At 60.3% G+C, this 16,727-nt stretch carries 13 protein-coding genes; 5 read left to right on the top strand and 8 right to left on the bottom strand.

Going from position 1 to position 16,727, the window contains the following annotated elements; all coding sequences use genetic code 11:
* Positions 1–86 precede the first annotated feature (86 nt).
* A complete protein-coding gene (locus ACG74X_RS17600) occupies positions 87–974 on the top strand; it encodes a fructose bisphosphate aldolase (RefSeq protein WP_411236468.1) in 888 nt (295 codons plus the stop codon).
* A gap of 158 nt (positions 975–1,132) precedes the next feature.
* Here ACG74X_RS17600 and ACG74X_RS17595 read toward each other — a convergent pair whose 3' ends face one another.
* The 4 genes from ACG74X_RS17595 to ACG74X_RS17580 all read right to left on the bottom strand — a co-directional run bounded on the left by ACG74X_RS17595 (position 1,133) and on the right by ACG74X_RS17580 (position 7,720).
* Positions 1,133–1,711: a DUF924 family protein gene (locus tag ACG74X_RS17595; protein ID WP_411236467.1), complete on the bottom strand. Its 579-nt coding sequence runs from the start codon at positions 1,709–1,711 to the stop codon at positions 1,133–1,135.
* A 127-nt stretch (positions 1,712–1,838) separates the two neighbouring features.
* Complete coding sequence (locus ACG74X_RS17590) at positions 1,839–3,146, bottom strand: MFS transporter (RefSeq protein ID WP_411236466.1); 1,308 nt, start codon at positions 3,144–3,146, stop codon at positions 1,839–1,841.
* Between the two features lie 207 nt (positions 3,147–3,353).
* Positions 3,354–4,400, bottom strand: coding sequence for a tRNA preQ1(34) S-adenosylmethionine ribosyltransferase-isomerase QueA (gene queA, locus ACG74X_RS17585; RefSeq protein ID WP_411236465.1), 1,047 nt, complete (start codon positions 4,398–4,400; stop codon positions 3,354–3,356).
* Between the two features lie 92 nt (positions 4,401–4,492).
* Positions 4,493–7,720, bottom strand: a complete 3,228-nt coding sequence (locus tag ACG74X_RS17580; protein ID WP_411236463.1) for an AsmA-like C-terminal region-containing protein — start codon at positions 7,718–7,720, stop codon at positions 4,493–4,495.
* A gap of 149 nt (positions 7,721–7,869) precedes the next feature.
* On the opposite strand from ACG74X_RS17580, the gene ACG74X_RS17575 reads away from it, so the two are divergent.
* From ACG74X_RS17575 to ACG74X_RS17560, 4 genes are all read left to right on the top strand, one after another.
* Positions 7,870–8,337: a peroxiredoxin gene (locus ACG74X_RS17575; RefSeq protein ID WP_411236461.1), complete on the top strand. Its 468-nt coding sequence runs from the start codon at positions 7,870–7,872 to the stop codon at positions 8,335–8,337.
* Between the two features lie 84 nt (positions 8,338–8,421).
* Positions 8,422–9,231, top strand: coding sequence for a ferritin-like domain-containing protein (locus ACG74X_RS17570; protein ID WP_411236459.1), 810 nt, complete (start codon positions 8,422–8,424; stop codon positions 9,229–9,231).
* Between the two features lie 221 nt (positions 9,232–9,452).
* Positions 9,453–10,766, top strand: a complete 1,314-nt coding sequence (locus tag ACG74X_RS17565; protein ID WP_411236458.1) for a DUF5930 domain-containing protein — start codon at positions 9,453–9,455, stop codon at positions 10,764–10,766.
* Positions 10,756–11,262, top strand: a complete 507-nt coding sequence (locus tag ACG74X_RS17560) for a bactofilin family protein (protein WP_411236457.1) — start codon at positions 10,756–10,758, stop codon at positions 11,260–11,262. Before ACG74X_RS17565 ends, ACG74X_RS17560 begins: the two co-directional genes overlap by 11 nt.
* Before the next feature lie 105 nt (positions 11,263–11,367).
* Here ACG74X_RS17560 and ACG74X_RS17555 read toward each other — a convergent pair whose 3' ends face one another.
* The 4 genes from ACG74X_RS17555 to ACG74X_RS17540 form a co-directional block, all read right to left on the bottom strand.
* Complete coding sequence (locus ACG74X_RS17555) at positions 11,368–11,631, bottom strand: hypothetical protein (RefSeq protein ID WP_411236455.1); 264 nt, start codon at positions 11,629–11,631, stop codon at positions 11,368–11,370.
* A 3-nt stretch (positions 11,632–11,634) separates the two neighbouring features.
* Positions 11,635–14,427, bottom strand: a complete 2,793-nt coding sequence (locus tag ACG74X_RS17550) for a bifunctional [glutamine synthetase] adenylyltransferase/[glutamine synthetase]-adenylyl-L-tyrosine phosphorylase (protein ID WP_411236581.1) — start codon at positions 14,425–14,427, stop codon at positions 11,635–11,637.
* A 414-nt stretch (positions 14,428–14,841) separates the two neighbouring features.
* Positions 14,842–16,044, bottom strand: a complete 1,203-nt coding sequence (locus tag ACG74X_RS17545; protein WP_411236453.1) for an MFS transporter — start codon at positions 16,042–16,044, stop codon at positions 14,842–14,844.
* A 5-nt stretch (positions 16,045–16,049) separates the two neighbouring features.
* Entirely contained in the window at positions 16,050–16,688 is a 639-nt protein-coding gene (locus ACG74X_RS17540) for an NAD(P)-dependent oxidoreductase (protein ID WP_411236452.1), read from the bottom strand.
* Between the last annotated feature and the right edge of the window lie 39 nt (positions 16,689–16,727).

Below are 16,727 nucleotides of genomic sequence, written 5' to 3'. Positions count from 1 at the left end.
GCTAACCGACTGACATCCCACTATCTTTTTGTGTCTCACTGTTCTAGGACACGCGCAACACACATGATCAAACCTGGGGATCTCACATGACAGACACCGCCATGGCACAGCGCATCGCAACCGGCGCAGGCTTTATCGCAGCGCTTGATCAAAGCGGCGGGTCCACCCCCAAGGCGCTGAAACTCTACGGTATTTCCGAAGACGCCTACAGCACCGACGAAGACATGTTCAGCCTGATCCACCAGATGCGCTGCCGCATCATGACGGCCCCTGATTTCACCTCGGACAAGGTGCTGGGCGCGATCCTGTTTGAACGCACGATGCGCGACACGGTCGACGGCAAAGCCGTACCCACCTATCTATGGGAGCAGCGCGGCGTTGTGCCGTTCCTCAAGATCGACAAGGGGCTTGAGGACAAAGCCAATGGTGTGCAGATTATGAAGCCGATGCCGGGGCTTGAGGCGCTTTTGGCCGACGCCAAATCCATGGGCGTGTTCGGCACCAAGGAACGGTCCGTCATTCACGAAGCCGACGCGACCGGCATCAAGGCAGTTGTTGCGCAACAATTCGAAGTCGCCAAGACCGTATGCGCCGCGGGGCTTGTTCCGATCATCGAACCAGAGGTGGACATCAACAGCCCGACCAAAGCCGAGGCAGAGGATATTCTGCATGAGGAACTTCTGAACCATATTAATGGGTTGGACGACGATCTTAAAGTGATGCTCAAACTGACCATCCCGTCCGAGGATGGCCTGTACCTTGACCTTGCCGATCACAAGAACGTCTTGCGCGTTGTGGCACTGTCGGGGGGCTACAGCACCGATGACGCCTGCGCACGGCTCATGCGCAACAAAAACATGATCGCCAGCTTCTCGCGCGCTTTGGCCGAAGGTCTGACACATCAGATGTCGGATGCCGAGTTTAACGCGGCCCTGGGCAACAACATTGACAAAATCTACGCAGCGTCGAAATAGACCCTGGCAACGGCACGATACGGGCCGTTCGTTGCGGCCCTTCAACGGCCGATGCACCAGCCATCACATCGGCCATCACACCGCCACAGCCAATGGCCCGGCATCCAAGCCCGTCAGCACGGGATCATACCGCGCGCGCGCAAATCAAACCCAAGCGTCTAGCCCGCCTGTTTCAGCTCCTCGACGGTGGTGCCATATCCGCCGCTCTCCAGATAGGCGCGTTCTGTTGGTGTGGAATGGCGCGACAAGGCGTCGTTGCGATAGGGAAAGCGCCCGAATTTGCGGATCACCTCGCGATGCGCACGGGCATGCAACAGATTGCTGTCCCCCTCTTGCGGCATCCGCTCCAGCAGCAACCGCACGCACCGATCCTGATCACACAGGTTTTCCGAATGCATCAGCGGCAGATAAAAGAACTGGCGGGCCGGCTCCTCGATTTTCAGATCCCAGTTCTTGGCAATGGCCTGCTTTGCGGCCGCCAGGGGAAAACGGTCCGACGCAAACGCTTTGCCAGAGCCTCGGAACATGTTGCGGGGAAACTGGTCCAGCAAAATGATATAGGCCAAAGATCGTTTGGCCCCGGCCAACCATGTCGCATGGTGGCCTTGCATGGCCGCGTCCCACGCTGGTTCAAAGCGATCGCGGATCGTCTGATCCAGATCATCTGACGCCTTGTACCATCCATCCGGGCCGGTCTCATCCAGCCAAAAACTCAATACCTCGTCCGGCGTGACCATGATCTACTCCCGCTTTTGCAGTTGGCCTTCCAATCACTTAGGAACGGTAGCCAAGAATAGATAGAGCAGACAGTCACTTTTCATGTCAGCCGTGACACATCTGAAGACCGTTGTCCGGTTGCGACAATCAGGTTCCGTATGACCTCTGCTCTGATTGATCCGCCTCTTCTGCGGCCTGTGCTTCGGCTTCGGCTTCGGCCTCGGCGGTTTCAATCGCCCATTCCGATGCGATCTCGACCGTCACGGGCGACACTGTCGGCATCATCGACTGATACGCGCTGGTGTCTTCGACCGACGGCGATGGACGCTGTGTCATACGATAGACCGCATAGCCTGCCATCATCAGCAGAATAAAGGCGAGAAACAGAAAGAACCCCGGCGGGCCAACGACCTGAATCGCATAGCCAATCAACAAAGGACCGGTGATTGCGCCCACGCCGTTCACAAACAACAACCCCGCCGACGCCGACGCCATGTCTTCGTATTCAAGAAAGTCGTTCGTATAGGCAATCAGCAACGAATACAGCGGGTTGGACAGCCCGCCGATCAGGAAAGCCGACGCCAGAAGCACATAGAAATTGCCACCGAACAGCATCCCGCCGATGGAACCGGCACCGGCAATCGCCGCCGACAGCGCAATCAGCACACGCCGGTCGGTGCGGTCCGAGATCCAGCCAATCGGGTACTGGAACAATAAGGCCCCGACATAGAAGGCCGCTGTGAAAAACGGAACCTGTGTGATGCTCAAGCCGGCCTCGGTGGCATACACCGCCGCCATGCCGAACTGGGCGGCAAAGACGCTGCCCATCATGAACATGCCAACAAAGCCCAAAGGCGAGACGGTGAACAATTCACGCAGGCTCATGGGTTTGGTGCTTTCAAATGCCGGCGTCGGAGAGATCGACAGCAAGATCGGCGCAAAAGAGATGGACACCAGCACCGACGGGATCACAAACAACAGATATCCGGACGGGTCCGGCACAACCAGCAAGCCCTGCGCGATGATGATGCCGGTCATCTGCACCATCATATAGGCCGACAGCGCCTGCCCACGGTTTTCATTGGTCGAGGAATTGTTGAGCCAGCTTTCCGCGGTGACATAGACGCCGCAAAAGCAAAATCCGATGATCATCCGGCCCAGCACCCAGACAATCGGGTCCTGGATCGTCGGAAACAACAACAGCGCCGCCGACACCAGCGACCCCAGCGCCGCAAAGACCCGCACATGCCCGACCCGGCGGATCATCGCCGGTGTGACGCGGGACGCAAACAGAAAGCCCGCAAAATAGGCCGACATCACGATCGACATCTGGAACGCGGAAAAGCCAAGCGTCGATCCGCGCACCCCCAAAAGCGAGCCTTGCAAGCCATTGCCCAGCATCAAAAGCAGCATGCCCAAAAGCAGCGGCCACGACGATTTGATCACGCTCAACATTTGCCCATGCCTTTCCTGCTGGTCCTGCGCGCCACTTGGCACAGCTGTGGGTGTCTGCAAGTGCGCAAAACGACTTGGACCGTCTCATGCGCGACTTTATTTGTCCTCGTCAGGTGTCGTGCCGCATCCTGCTCCGGGAATGAGCACCAAGGCGTGCTCAGGGAATGAGTACCAAAGCGTGCTCACGGAATGAGTACCAAAGCGTGCTCACGGAATGAGCAACGAACTGTCGCCATACGAAAAGAACCGGTATCGGGCCTTGATGGCATGCGCGTAGATTTCTTTGACGCGCTCTTGCCCCATAAGTGCCGACACCAGCATCATCAAGGTGGATTTCGGCAGATGGAAATTGGTCATCAACCCGTCCGTGACCTGAAATTTGAACCCCGGATAAATAAAGATGTCGGTATCGCCTTCCCATGCCGCGATCTGTCCGCCCCTGGTCGCGCTTTCGATCAGGCGCAGCGCGGTGGTGCCCACGGGTATGATGCGGCCCCCGGCGGCTTTGGTGTCCGAAATCTCCTGTGCGGCCTGTTCCGATACCCGCCCCCATTCCGCATGCATCTTGTGGGTGGTGACGTCTTCCACCTTGACCGGAAGAAAGGTGCCCGCGCCGACATGCAGCGTGACAAAGCTCGTGCCAACCCCTCGCGCGGTCAACGCGGCCACCAGCGCCTCGTCGAAATGCAGCGACGCGGTCGGGGCTGCCACCGCTCCGGCGTTGCGCGCCCAGATGGTCTGGTAGTCGTGTTTGTCCTTTTCATCGGCCGGTCGCTTGGCGGCGATATAGGGTGGCAGCGGCATCGCCCCGGCGCGCGCCAGAGCCGCGTCAAAGTCGTCACCGGTCAGATTGAACCGCAGCTCAGCCTGCCCATCGACACGCCCGACCAAAATCGCTGACAGCTCATCGGAAAATCCGATGGTTTCGCCGTCTTTCACCTTTTTCAACGGCTTGACCAAAGCGCCCCAGGTTCCGGCGGGGTTTGGTTCAAGCAGCGTCACTTCGATTTTGGCCTCGGACAGCCCATCCGCACCCTGCCGCTTACGGGTCCCGAACAACCGCGCCGGAATGACTTTGGTGTCGTTCAGAACCAGACGGTCTGTCGGGCGCAGAATGTCCGGCAGCGCCGTGACGATCCGGTCGACAATCCCGCCGGCTTCGGCATGCAGCAACCGCGCCGATGACCGGGGCGAGGCAGGCCGCGTGGCGATCAGGTCTTCCGGCAGGTCAAAGTCAAAATCGCTGAGTTTCATATGTCCATATCCGTTGCCCCTCTTCGCGGCAGCCCATACCGAAATCGGGGGCGCAACAAAAGCAGTCACTGGTTTTGTTCACCGGCAGCGCGCTATTCGCCCGGTGCCGGGGGCGGTCTGCGGAAAATCTCGCGGAACATGCCGGGTGTCAGGGCAGATAGCGGATTCACCCCGACCTGCGGGTTATCGGCCGGACCGGTCAGGGTGAAATTGAACCCGATCAACCCCTCGCCCTTGCGGGTAAAGATACTGCCCAACCCGTTCAGGAAAAAGATCGGCGACAGCACGCCTTGCAGGTCCAGCGTGCTGGAGGACAGATCATAGCGCCCATCCATGGAAATCCCCATCGACGGCCCCGTCGCGCTGGATCGGGTCAGGACAAGCTGATCCGGTGTCAAGCGGAACCGCGCCTCGACTTCGGTAAACAGGATGCCCGGACCTTCCAGCTGGTCCAGCAGACCAACAATGCTGATCGCGTCCAACAGCGACGCAATGCCCGGCGCGTCGCGCAGGCGGGTGTTGGTCACATCCAGCGCGCCGTCATAACTGCCCGGCTGGCCGGAAACCGGAACCAGCGCAAGCGACAGATCACCCCCGGCGACAGTCTTGAGAATACCGGCTTGGCGAAACACCCGTCCGGCATTGTCGGATCGGATGCGAAAGGCGGTGCGTCCGCCTTGTGGGACCGCTTCGCCGATGATCGGAGGGCCGTCATTCACAGTGGCGGTGAAATCGCCGGACAGGCCGTTGGCGGATTGCAACTCGCCGCGAAACCCGGTCAGGCGGATGCTGTTGGACACCTGCAACTGATCGAGGCTCAGAGACAGAGGCACCACCCCAGCCGCGCCGCCGCGCCCCCGCCCGCGTCCGAACGGGGCGGAGCGCAGGTCAATGCGCCCGCCGGTGATGCGCACCGCAGGCGGCACCCCCGGCCCGCGCCCCGTCAGCGTGACCGGCGCATCCAGCCACCCCCCGACCTGCACACGGTCCAATTCAATCGCCGCCAACGTTCCAGTGTCGGTCAGCCGCACCGATCCACGCGCCTCAAGGCCGGGCGCATCAAGGCTGAGCGCGTCAACCTGCACCGGCTGCCCCAGACGCCCGGCCACCCGCAGCGCCCCGGAGGCGGCCCGCGGCAAGGTCCAGCCTATCGGGACCAGCGACAGGCCAAGCCCATTGAGCCCAGAGGTCAGTTCAAATTCCGGCGGTTGGCCACGCCGCAGATCGACCCGCAATTGACCCGGCCCGCGCCCGGTGACAGCCCCGTCTGGCAAGGCAACCCCAAAAGCCCGCGCGGCGCTGTCGGACAATGTGACCTGCCCCTCCAGCACACTGCCCGTCACCGGTTGGCCGGGCTGCGGCATCGGAAGCGTCCATGTCCCGTCAAATGGCACCCCCGACACCTCGGCGGTGCCCGAAACCACAAGCGCATCATTGCTGACCGACACGTCAAGCGCCCGCGCCGTAAGCGTCCGATTTGGAACGATCACATCACTGGCCACCGCAGAGGCGCGCCCGGCAAAGGACAGCGACATGTCCGGCAGTCTCAGGCCCCTGCGCAAGGGCAGGTTCAACGTGCCATCGAACCGGACCCGCCCGGACAGGATGTCCACCGGCCGTCCGGCCTTTTGCATGATTTCAACTCGCGGGCTGTCGAGATAGGACAACAGGGCTTCGATCCGGCCCTCCCCGGCGACGCGCACCTGACCATCGGCGGGGCGCTGGCGGGTGTTGGGGATCACGAAACTGCTGCCTGCGACATCAATCGGACCACCCTGCGGGGGCGTGATCTGGCCCTCCTGAGCGCGGACCGCAAAGCGGTTGCGATCCAGTGTCAATGTGCCCGCGCCGTTTTCGACCACCGGAAGCGTGCGGGTGTAACGCACCTTTGCGTCGCTGAAATCGGCATTCAGATACACGATCGGTCGCGCGCCCTCTTGCGAGCGCAGCGCAAATTGCCCCTGCTGGATTTCGCCGCCCTGAATGTTGTCCACCACCCATTTGCGGGTTCTGGGGGCCAACGACAGCGGCCAGATGCGCAACAAACTGTCCGGCGTCAGTTTGCCCACCGTTCCATCCAGCGCATAGGCCCAGGCCGCATCACTGGCCGATACCTTTCCTGACAGCCGCACCGGGACCTGGCTGTCATCAATCCAGACCCGGCCCAGATCAACCTCGAACGGATCAAGCCGCAGCCGAAAATCCACCTCGGCGCGGTCCAGCGCAATTGGCTGTTCCAACACCGTGTCAGGTGCCGCCTCCAGCGTGGTAAAACGCACCTGTCCCAGCATCTCGGACGGGATGCCATTGCGCAATCCCCGCAACGTCGCGCGCCCCTCGGCCACGGCTCGGCCCAGCGCGCTGTCGAAAGACAGTTCGGTAAAAACGATCTGCGCGCGGTCCGGATCAAAAGTGAAATAGCTGCGCGCCGCGTCAAATGGAATGGGGGGCGTGTCGGTGCCGGGCTGCACGACACCTGCATCAATCTGTAGGGTGGCATTCATCGCCCCAAGCGATCCGTCCGACCGCATGGTCGCCCGCAGCGCCCCCGAAATCGGCGCTTTCAACGCCCCCAGCCAGGCCAGCGCGGGCCCCTGCGTGGCGATGTCCTGCGATGGCATATCATCAAGAGACACACCAAACCGGACCGAGGTGTCGCCGATGGTAGACGACGCATCGACCTGCAAACGCGTGGCAGTGGCCCCGCCGCCAAGCAGCGCAAAATCGCCGGACAGGCGCAAAACGCGGTTGCTGCGTGTGACGCGCAAGCGGCCACCGTCCACCGTCCAGCCGCGCCGCGCGCGCGCATCTTCAAACCGCAGCGTCAGCGCGTTGGCCTCGACACTTTGCAGGCGGGACAGGCGCGGGTCCGACAGCAGCCGGTCAATCCCGGCGACAACAGTCGGCACGTCGGGCGTATTGCCGTCCAGCGCAAACACATCTCCCAGCGCCAGACCCAGCTCTCCTGCGGGATTGCGTGTGATGGTCACAAACGCGCCGCTGATGCTCAGTTCGCGCAAAACGATGTTGCGACGCACCAGATCGCGCAGCGCCAGTCCGATTTCCACGTCAGACAACACTGCAACAGGCACTCCGTCGGCTGTTTGCACATCGACATCGAGCAGCTCAAGGCGCGTGCGCCCGTCCGCTTCGAACCGCAGCTGCACATCCCCGAACAACACCCGGAACCCCGGCAACGCTTCGGTCAGGCGCAGCTCAACCGTGTCACGCACCCAGTCCGGAGCAGACAGGCTTTTGCCGACAAGCGCCCATCCGGTGCCAAAAACGCTCAGGATCAGCGCCAGCGTTATGGTCAGCACCCACCGTCCACGCCGCCGCCGTCGCGGTGTGTCAAGATTTTTTATGTGCGTTTCCGGTTCTGCCACTGGAAGCGACATCCCTCTGACTTATCCTTCTGGATGACATCACATTTGCCATCCCGCTAACCCCCTTCTAAAAGGATTACGTCATGAGCGACACATTGGAATTGGCCCCAAACTTTACCCTGCCCGTGCAAGGCGCGGATCAGGACGAAATCACATTGCAAGACCTGCGCGGCGCGCCGGTTGTTCTGTTCTTCTATCCGCGCGACGACACATCCGGATGCACCAAGGAAAACGAGGCGTTTACAGCGCTGCAAGACCAGTTTGCCGAACTGGGCGTCAAGGTGTTTGGCATCTCGAAAGACAGTCTGGCCAGTCATGAAAAATTCATGGCCAAGAAATCGCTGACCGTGCCTTTGTTGTCAGACGAACACGGCACAGCTTCCGAGGATTTCGGCGTGTGGAAAGAAAAATCCATGTACGGCAAGACATTCATGGGGATCGAGAGGTCCACCTTTTTGATCAACAGCGACGGGCAGATCGCCAAAGCCTGGCGCAAGGTCAAAGTGCCCGGTCACGCCGAAGAGGTGCTGGAGGCCGCCAGGTCGCTCTAGGCAGTTTGGTCGCTGTCCCGGTTTTTACCGCACCCGCAAAGAAAGCGGCTTGGCAAGGGGCGCATCTCCTGACAGGACGGGGGCATGACAACGCTTTGTGATATGGCGGTGGATGTTCTGACCACCGCGGACGGGCGCGCGAAAACAGCCAAATCGCGCGCATATGCCAAAGACTGGTTCGCCGCGCGTCAGGCCGGTGCGCCCATCGAGATCGGCCGCGCCGACGCACCTTTGCGGCCCTCGCGGCCCGATGCGCCCGAATTGCTGAACCCGCGTGACGTGCCAAAGCGCAAACCGGGCAGCCCGCAAGGCCGGATCGCCTTGCTGCACGCGGTGGCGCATATCGAATTGAACGCGGTGGACCTGCATTGGGACATCATTCCGCGCTTTGCCCATGTTAAAATGCCGATCGGGTTTTACGATGACTGGGTCAAGGCGGCTGATGAAGAATCCAAACATTTCAACCTGATGTGCGACTGTCTTGAAGAATTGGATAGCCATTACGGCGCGTTGCCGGCCCATGCCGGCATGTGGCGGGCCGCCGAAGACACGGTTGATGATTTCATGGGCCGTCTTGCCGTTGTGCCGATGGTTCTTGAGGCGCGCGGGCTGGACGTGACACCCGGCATGATCGACATTTTCCGCAAGGCAAACGCCACCAGTGCTGTTGCCGCGCTTGAAACCATCTACAGCGAAGAGGTCGGCCATGTGGCCTATGGGTCCAAGTGGTTTCACTTTCTGTGCGGCCGCCACGAGATGGACCCGAAAGACGCATTTCACAGCCTGGTGCGCACTTATTTCAAAGGCCCGCTGAAGCCGCCCTTCAACGAGGAGAAACGCGCCGAAGCCGGGTTGCCGCCAGATTTTTACTGGCCATTAACCGAAACTGGCTGACGCTTTTTCCTGCATTTGACGATACGTCAACCGTCAGCACCATGCCTAACCCTCAGACAGATAGGCGAAATCTTGCCAATTCGGCAACGCATCGCCCGCTGTTTGGAATCATTGGTCCAAAAATGTTGCCAATTTCTGAATGTGTCGCTAGAGCCGTAACCGATGCGCGCTTGGGTCGGGGCAGAGCAGCGCGCAAAAGGGACGGATGAGGGAGCATACAGGTGCGCACGCGACTCGCGATCAAACTGCATGGCATACTTGAACGGTTTTTTCCGGAACGGCGCCTTTTCCTTCGATCTGACACCGACACACGCTTTATCCGATTGAAATCCGGCACCCAGGCCCTGGCATTCGGCGGCGCATCTTTGGTTTTGGCGTGGAGCATTATTGCAACAGCGATTTTGCTGATGGACTCCATCGGGTCAGGCAATTTCCGTGAACAGGCGCGGCGGGATCTGGAAACCTATCAGCTGCGGCTGAACATCCTGTCCGAAGAACGCGACACCCGCGCCGCAGAGGCGGTCGCGGCACAAGAGCGGTTCAACTCTGCGCTGCAACAGGTGTCGGTGATGCAGTCAAAATTGCTCGACGCCGAGACGCGCAGCCTTGAAATGGAAACCGGCCTTGAGGCGGTGCAGCTCAAACTGCGCGATGCAATCCGCGCCCGCGAAGAGGTGCGCACCGAACTGGTCGCCTTGCGCAACGAAATCGACAACGGCGGCACACAGCTTGCTTCTGCGGGGGCGGTGGATACCACCACGTTGGATTTCCTGTCCAACGCCCTAAGCCGCACCGCGAAAGAGCGCGACCAGGTGGTCGCAGACGCACAGGACGCGCTGATCCGGGCCGACGAAATGGCCACGGAAATCAAATTGATGGCGGAAAAGAACGACACCATTTTCCGCCAGCTTGAAGATGCCATGACCGTGTCGGTCAAGCCTTTGGACAAGATGTTTGAAGCGGCGGGGATGGACCCTGACAATATTCTGAACCAGGTGCGCCGTGGTTATTCCGGACAAGGCGGCCCGCTGACACCGCTGAGCTTTTCCACTCGTGGCGAAGACCCGTCCGAAGATGTGCTGCGCGCCAACCGCATCCTGAACCAGATGGACCGGTTGAACCTGTATCGCATCGCGGCTGAAAAAGCGCCGTTTGCGATGCCGCTGAAAGATTCGTTTCGCTTCACATCCGGCTTTGGATATCGCTGGGGTCGCCTGCATGCCGGAACCGATTTCGCCGCCGCGCACGGCACGCCGATCTATGCAACGGCGGACGGTGTTGTGACCTTTGCGGGCTGGCAGTCAGGATATGGTAGGCTCGTCAAGATACAGCATGAATTTGGCATCGAAACGCGCTATGCGCATAACTCGAAAATCTATGTGAAGAAGGGCCAACGGGTCTCGCGCGGGGATCGCATCTCTGCTATGGGGAATACTGGACGCTCAACCGGTACGCACCTGCACTATGAAGTTCGTGTCGGCGGCAAGCCCGTTAACCCCATGATCTATATCAAGGCTGCAAACGATGTTTTCTAAAAGCAAAATCAACGAGCCCGGTCCCAAGGCCGACGACGCCAGCGCGCCGAAACCTGCGATGCCTGAATCGTCCCGCCCGGCTCCTAGCGAATTCAAGGCCTCTGCCCCCAAAGCAAAGCCTGCCGCCTCTGTTCTGTCGAGTGACCTGCACATCACTGGCAATCTCAAGACAACCGGCGACATCAATGTCGAAGGCACCGTCGAAGGCGACATCCGCGCGCACCTGTTGACCGTGGGCGAGACAGCCACCGTCAAAGGCGAGGTGATTGCCGATGATGTTGTGGTGAATGGTCGTGTCGTTGGCCGTGTGCGTGGCTTGAAAGTGCGCCTGACCGCCACCGCACGCGTCGAGGGCGACATCATCCACAAGACAATCGCCATCGAATCCGGCGCGCATTTCGAAGGGTCGGTCCAGCGTCAGGATGATCCACTGAATGGCGGCAAGACCAAACCCGTGGCCGCCGCATCACCTGCCCCGGCGGCGTCGAACGGCTAAACCGACTGACGGTTCTTTGTGATCTGGGCCACCTTTGGGTGGCCTTGTTCGTGCCCGGCCTTTTGTGCGGCCGCATTCAGCTTTTTTGCAAAATTGGGTGCCCGCCTAGCTGCGTCGGGCTTTCCATCCCCCACGCCGCTTTGGCGGTTTGCTGACAGCCAGACCTTCGCCCAGAACCTGATGCATCGGATGGCCGGTGTCGGTGTGCCGCGCAAGCAGCTCTGTGATCAGCGCTTTGCTGTCGGTGTCAATCGGGACAGCCAAAGCCCAATCCAGAAAGATCGAGCGGCATTCCTCGTAGGTGATCCCGTCAATCTTGAACGCGTCGGCTATCAACCCTTTGGGGTCGGTTGCATCGCCTTTTTTCATGGCTCAGGCCTCCTCTTCGACACTCGGCAGGGCGGCGTTGATAATGTCCGCCGCACGGCGCGTTTGTGTGTCCAGCGTCTTGCGCAGTTCCGACAGATTGGCTGTCTTGGTGATCCGGCACAGAAAGCCGGTTCCAGCAGAATCGTCGCGATCCGGAGCCACCGTCGCCTCGGAGATCAGACGAGATCCGATCTGCAAAGACCAGCATAAACGATAGGTGTCGGTCAGGGCCGCCGCCGCGTCGGCGCTGACGAGGCCGCATTTCGCACCTGCTGAGAGCGCATCGGACACAGCGCCAAGCGGTTGCCCGGCAAGCAGGGCCGCGGCTTGGGCAAACAGCTCGATATCCTGCAAACGGCCCTGCCCCAGCTTGGCATCCCACGGGCCGCCCTCGCCTTTGGCGGCGGCGATGCGATTGCGCATGATGGCAACTTCTTTGAGGACCACGTCGCGATCGCGCGGCATGGCCATGACATCGGATTGAACCTGACGCACATCCTGCGCCAGAGGCTCGGGCCCGGCGACGACACGCCCCCGGGTCAGGGCCAGATGTTCCCAGATCCATGCATCCGTCATCTGGTAATTGCGGAACGAGGTCAGGCTGGTGGCCACCGGCCCCTGATTTCCCGAGGGGCGCAGGCGCATGTCCACCTCGTAGACGCGCCCCTCAGCCATGGGAACGGTCATTGCGGTGATCAGCGCCTGGGTCAAACGCGCATAATACGGCCGCGGGGCCAGCGGCCTGCGCCCGTCCGACATATCCGCATCGCCCGGATCATAGATGGCGATCAGATCAAGATCGGACCGCGCGTGCAACCTGCGCGACCCAAGGCTTCCCATGCCCACAACCACCGCCCCGCGCCCCGGAGCGGGCCCGTGTTTGCGGGCGAATTCCTGATGAACGACGGGTGACAAAGCGATCAGGGTGGCATCCGCCAGATCGGCATATTGCGTGCCGGCCTCTTCTGCATTGATCAGCCCCCGTAGCAGATGGACACCAATCCGGAAATGCCATTCCTTGCCCCAGCGCCGTGCGGTGTTGAGCTTGTTTTCATAATCGGGCTCGCGCGACAATACATCGCTCAGCATGTCACACAGCGTCTCTTGGCCGGGCCAGTCCGAAAAGAAATCGCCTCCGATCACCGCGTCGAACACCGATGCATTGCGCGACAGGTATTTCGCCAGATCCGGCGAGACGCCGACAATGTCGATCAGCAGATCAATCAGATGCGGATTGGCATCAAACAACGAAAACAGCTGCACACCGGCGGGCAGGCCACTGAGAAACCCGTCAAAGGCCAACAACGCGTTTTGCGGATCGGATGTTTTGGCAAGACCGCTCAGGATCACCGGGCGCAGGCGTTGGAAAATCCCACTGCCCCGCGCCGAGCGCAGCGCCGGATAGGTGCGCCACCGGCTGACAATTTCCGACTTGGCCAGCTCTTCGGGAATGGCCTGGGTTTGCGGAGTGTCCCGGTCCCCGCCAAAAAAGCCTTCGGTCAGGGTGTGGACCTCGTCCAGACGGGTGCGCAGCTGTGCTTGCAAACTCGCGCGGTCGGTTCCCATAAAGGCGGCAAGCCGGTCAAACCCGGCATCGGATTGCGGCAGGTCATGGGTCTGCGCATCGCGGATCATTTGCACCCGGTGTTCGACTTCCCGGTGAGCGCGGTAATGATCGGTCAGCTTTTCCGCGACGTCGGGCGGTATCCACCCTTTTTCGGCCAGTACCGCCAAACCCGGCACCGTTGCGCGCAGCCGCAGATCCGGATCGCGGCCACCGGCAATGATCTGGCGGGTCTGGGTGAAAAACTCGATCTCGCGAATGCCACCGCGCCCCAGCTTCATGTTGTGACCGGACAGCGTGATGGAGCCGCCGAACCCTTTGTGTTCGCGGATTCGTTCGACCATGTCATGGGCATCCTGAATGGCGGCAAAGTCCAGATGTTTGCGCCAGACGAACGGCGTCAGCGTTTTCAAGAACGCCTCCCCTGCTGCCAGATCCCCGGCCGCGGGCCGCGCCTTGATATAGGCCGCGCGTTCCCAGGTCCGGCCGACACTTTCGTAATAGCGCTCTGCGGTTTCCATGGCGATACAGACCGGGGTCACAGACGGATCGGGACGCAAGCGCAGATCGGTGCGGAACACATAACCTTCGCCTGTCAAATCGCTGAGCATGGCGCACATTTTGCGTGTGGCGCGGACAAAACTCGCGCGGGCGTCGTGATATTCGCCCGGATCAAAGCGGGTTTCGTCAAACAGACAAATCAGATCAACATCAGAGCTGTAATTCAACTCGCCCGCGCCCATCTTGCCCATGGCGAGAGCCACCATGCCGCCTGCGATTTCTGCGTCCTCTGCCGTTTGCCCTGGCAGTTTGCCGCGTCTGATTTCGGCCCCGACCGTGGCGCGCAGCGCCAGATGGACCGAGAGGTCGGCAAAATCGGTCAGCGCTTGCGTGACGGTTTCAAGCGGCCACACCCCCGCGACATCCGCAAGCCCGGTCAGCAGCGCCACACGCCGCTTGGCCTGTCGCAGCTTTGACGGCAACACATCCGGAGCGGTGTCGCGCACCATGTCAAAGACATCCAACAGCGCCCGTTCCGGCGCATCCAGCGCGCCCTGCAGCCAGTCGTTTTCTTTTTCGATCAGTGATTTGAGATACGGGCTACACCCCGCGCTTCCGACAATCAATTTCGCAATATCGGTTGTGGCCCAAGGTGTGAAAGACACGGCGTCCTGTCCCTGTTCGGGATCAAAGGCCACGGGAAGGCGGGTGATACGTGGTGCAAACTCCATGGTCGCACATGGCCACGCAGCGGCCAAAAGTGCAATGGCTGCCATACGGGGGGGGGGGTGCCACGCTTGTGAAAGAAGCGCGGTGTTATTTCATGTAAGTCCCGAAGTGTTCCGGGGCAGATTTCAGTATCAGGAAAGCGGCGCCGCCTCTTAGGCGTGACCCTTCTCTTTTCATCCCCGATCCGGGGTTCCTGTGCCCAATGGGCCTTTAAGACCGGTCTCTCATGGATCGCCGTTGCGGGCGGTTCAGAGAAGTGTCGTCCTGTCGTATCGCGGCATGGGAGTGACCCTTCCCGCTCGATGCGCATCGTGGGAAGGGATATGGCGCTAACCGGGTTAACGCGGCGGAAATCATGCGTGCGTTGATGGGTCAGGCACGATCCGTTGCAAACGGCAAAGAGGGCCAAGGCGCTTTCACTCTTGTTGGACTTCGGACAATTGCAACGCGGTGATCATGGCAAAGCCGCTGAACAGGCCCAACAGCCCCAGCACAAAGCTGGCCCCGAAGGCATCGGCGAGAAACCCAAGCACGCCTCCGGCGGCCAGCATGACACCGATCACCGTATTGGACAGCGCGGTATAGACCGCAGTGCGGCCTTCGGCATCCATATCCGTCAGGTGGGTCTTGCGACCGGCGCGCGCGCCCTCGTAAGCAATCTGCGCCATAAAGATCAGAACCGGGATCAAAAGAGAGCTGTCGGACACCCACCCCAACACCCCGCCACCGGCGGCTATAAAATAGGTCAGCGCAGCCGCCGCGCTTGCGAAGACCAGTGTCTTGCGGCTCGACCGGTCAGACAGCGCGCCCCAGATATAGGAGGACACAATCGACGCCAGCGACGAGGCGATGATCAGAAAACCCAGATTGCCAAGCTGAGCACCGCTAAGGTTACCAAGCATGACAAGAAATGGCGGTGCCAGTGCTGTCGATATGAGCAAACCGCGCGTCGCAATGTAGATCTGAAGCTCTTTATCATCCCAAAGCGGATCGACCAGATCGGTCAAGGATTGGTCCTTGTCCTCGTGGGTCTTTGCATCGGGTTCAGCCAGTCGCGCAAACAGCGCAGCGGCCACGATCCACAATATGCCCGCAAGAAAAACCGCCAATGAAATCGCCCCCGGTTCGCGTGGCCAAATGCCAAAGCTCAGCAAAAGCGCAAATGCGAACACGACGATGGCGGCAAATGTGCTTGCTGTCCCGGACACCTTGCCGCGATTTCCTTTTTCGACCGTTCTGGCAAGAATGTCCTTGAAACTGGCCGAACAGGCCGCCCGCGCGACGGCCAGCACAGCCAGACAAAGCAAAACCAGCCATCCCGCCAAGGCTCCGCTTAGAAAATAGGCTGCAGCGGCGATGCTGATGGCGGCGATCCCCTGAAGGGCAGATCCGAAAACCCAGAACCATTTTCGCTGACTGCGCGCTTCAATGCGCTGCGCCAACAGCAGTTGCGGAAGCAATGAGCCGGATTCGCGCACCGGCACCAACAGACCGATGATATATCCCGGCGCACCGATTGCATTTAACAACCACGCCAGCACAAGTTTGGGGTCAATCAGCCCGTCCGCGGTTTTTGTCAGCACAAGCGAACTTGTGTGGATCAGATAAGGTGTGTTCATCAAATCTATCGTGCCAGAACCACATCGTGGCCGATATCTGTGTCCGATGTCGCAGCGTCGATCAGATAATGCGCGACATCCGCCCGCGAGATCAGCCCGTTCCGCCACTGGCCTATGTCCCTAAGAACGTGATACTTTTCGGTTTTTGGATTGTTTGTCAAAATAACCGGACGCACGATTGTCCAATCCAGATTGCTGTTCAGGATCATGTCCTCCTGACGATCTTTGTCGGCATATGGTTTGCCCAGAATGGCGCGATGTCCCAGTTGTTCGATCTTGCTCAGCGCGGCCTTGCTGCGCCCTGCGCCAAACCCGGTGACGGCGACCAAGCGCGTGACGCCTTTTTCCTGCATTTGATCAATCAGGATGCGGGTTGTCTCGGAAAACAGGGTGACCTGTTGCCAAAGCATCGCGGGGCTTTCCTTGATGCCCAAGGCATAGATCACCGCATCAACACCTTCCAATGCCCCGGCCACATCTTCAGCGTTCAAAGCATCGCCAACCCAAGGCTCAAGCTGTGGCTGCGCGGGAAGTGTCTCCGCACTGCGACCGAAGGCGCGCACGGTGTGGCCACGCGATAGGGCCTCCTCGCAGGCAAGCTTTCCGATACCTGCTGTGGCCCCAAGAATAAGGAGTGTCGTCATACTGCTGGCCCCCGTTTTATTGGCTGGATGTCGATACGC

The organism is Marivita sp. S0852 (genome assembly GCF_046591575.1).
In the GTDB taxonomy this organism is placed as follows: Bacteria; Pseudomonadota; Alphaproteobacteria; order Rhodobacterales; family Rhodobacteraceae; genus Marivita.
Note: the sequence above shows the minus strand (reverse complement) of the source record. Positions and strands in the feature narration are given on the sequence as shown.

Coding starts and splice junctions, on each gene's coding strand:
- ACG74X_RS17545 (WP_411236453.1), bottom strand. CDS start 16,044: ATGAACACACCTTATCTGATCCACACAAGTTCGCTTGTGCTGACAAAA.
- ACG74X_RS17575 (WP_411236461.1), top strand. CDS start 7,870: ATGAGCGACACATTGGAATTGGCCCCAAACTTTACCCTGCCCGTGCAA.
- ACG74X_RS17595 (WP_411236467.1), bottom strand. CDS start 1,711: ATGGTCACGCCGGACGAGGTATTGAGTTTTTGGCTGGATGAGACCGGC.
- ACG74X_RS17560 (WP_411236457.1), top strand. CDS start 10,756: ATGTTTTCTAAAAGCAAAATCAACGAGCCCGGTCCCAAGGCCGACGAC.
- queA (WP_411236465.1), bottom strand. CDS start 4,400: ATGAAACTCAGCGATTTTGACTTTGACCTGCCGGAAGACCTGATCGCC.
- ACG74X_RS17570 (WP_411236459.1), top strand. CDS start 8,422: ATGACAACGCTTTGTGATATGGCGGTGGATGTTCTGACCACCGCGGAC.
- ACG74X_RS17600 (WP_411236468.1), top strand. CDS start 87: ATGACAGACACCGCCATGGCACAGCGCATCGCAACCGGCGCAGGCTTT.
- ACG74X_RS17555 (WP_411236455.1), bottom strand. CDS start 11,631: ATGAAAAAAGGCGATGCAACCGACCCCAAAGGGTTGATAGCCGACGCG.
- ACG74X_RS17550 (WP_411236581.1), bottom strand. CDS start 14,427: ATGGAGTTTGCACCACGTATCACCCGCCTTCCCGTGGCCTTTGATCCC.
- ACG74X_RS17540 (WP_411236452.1), bottom strand. CDS start 16,688: ATGACGACACTCCTTATTCTTGGGGCCACAGCAGGTATCGGAAAGCTT.
- ACG74X_RS17590 (WP_411236466.1), bottom strand. CDS start 3,146: ATGTTGAGCGTGATCAAATCGTCGTGGCCGCTGCTTTTGGGCATGCTG.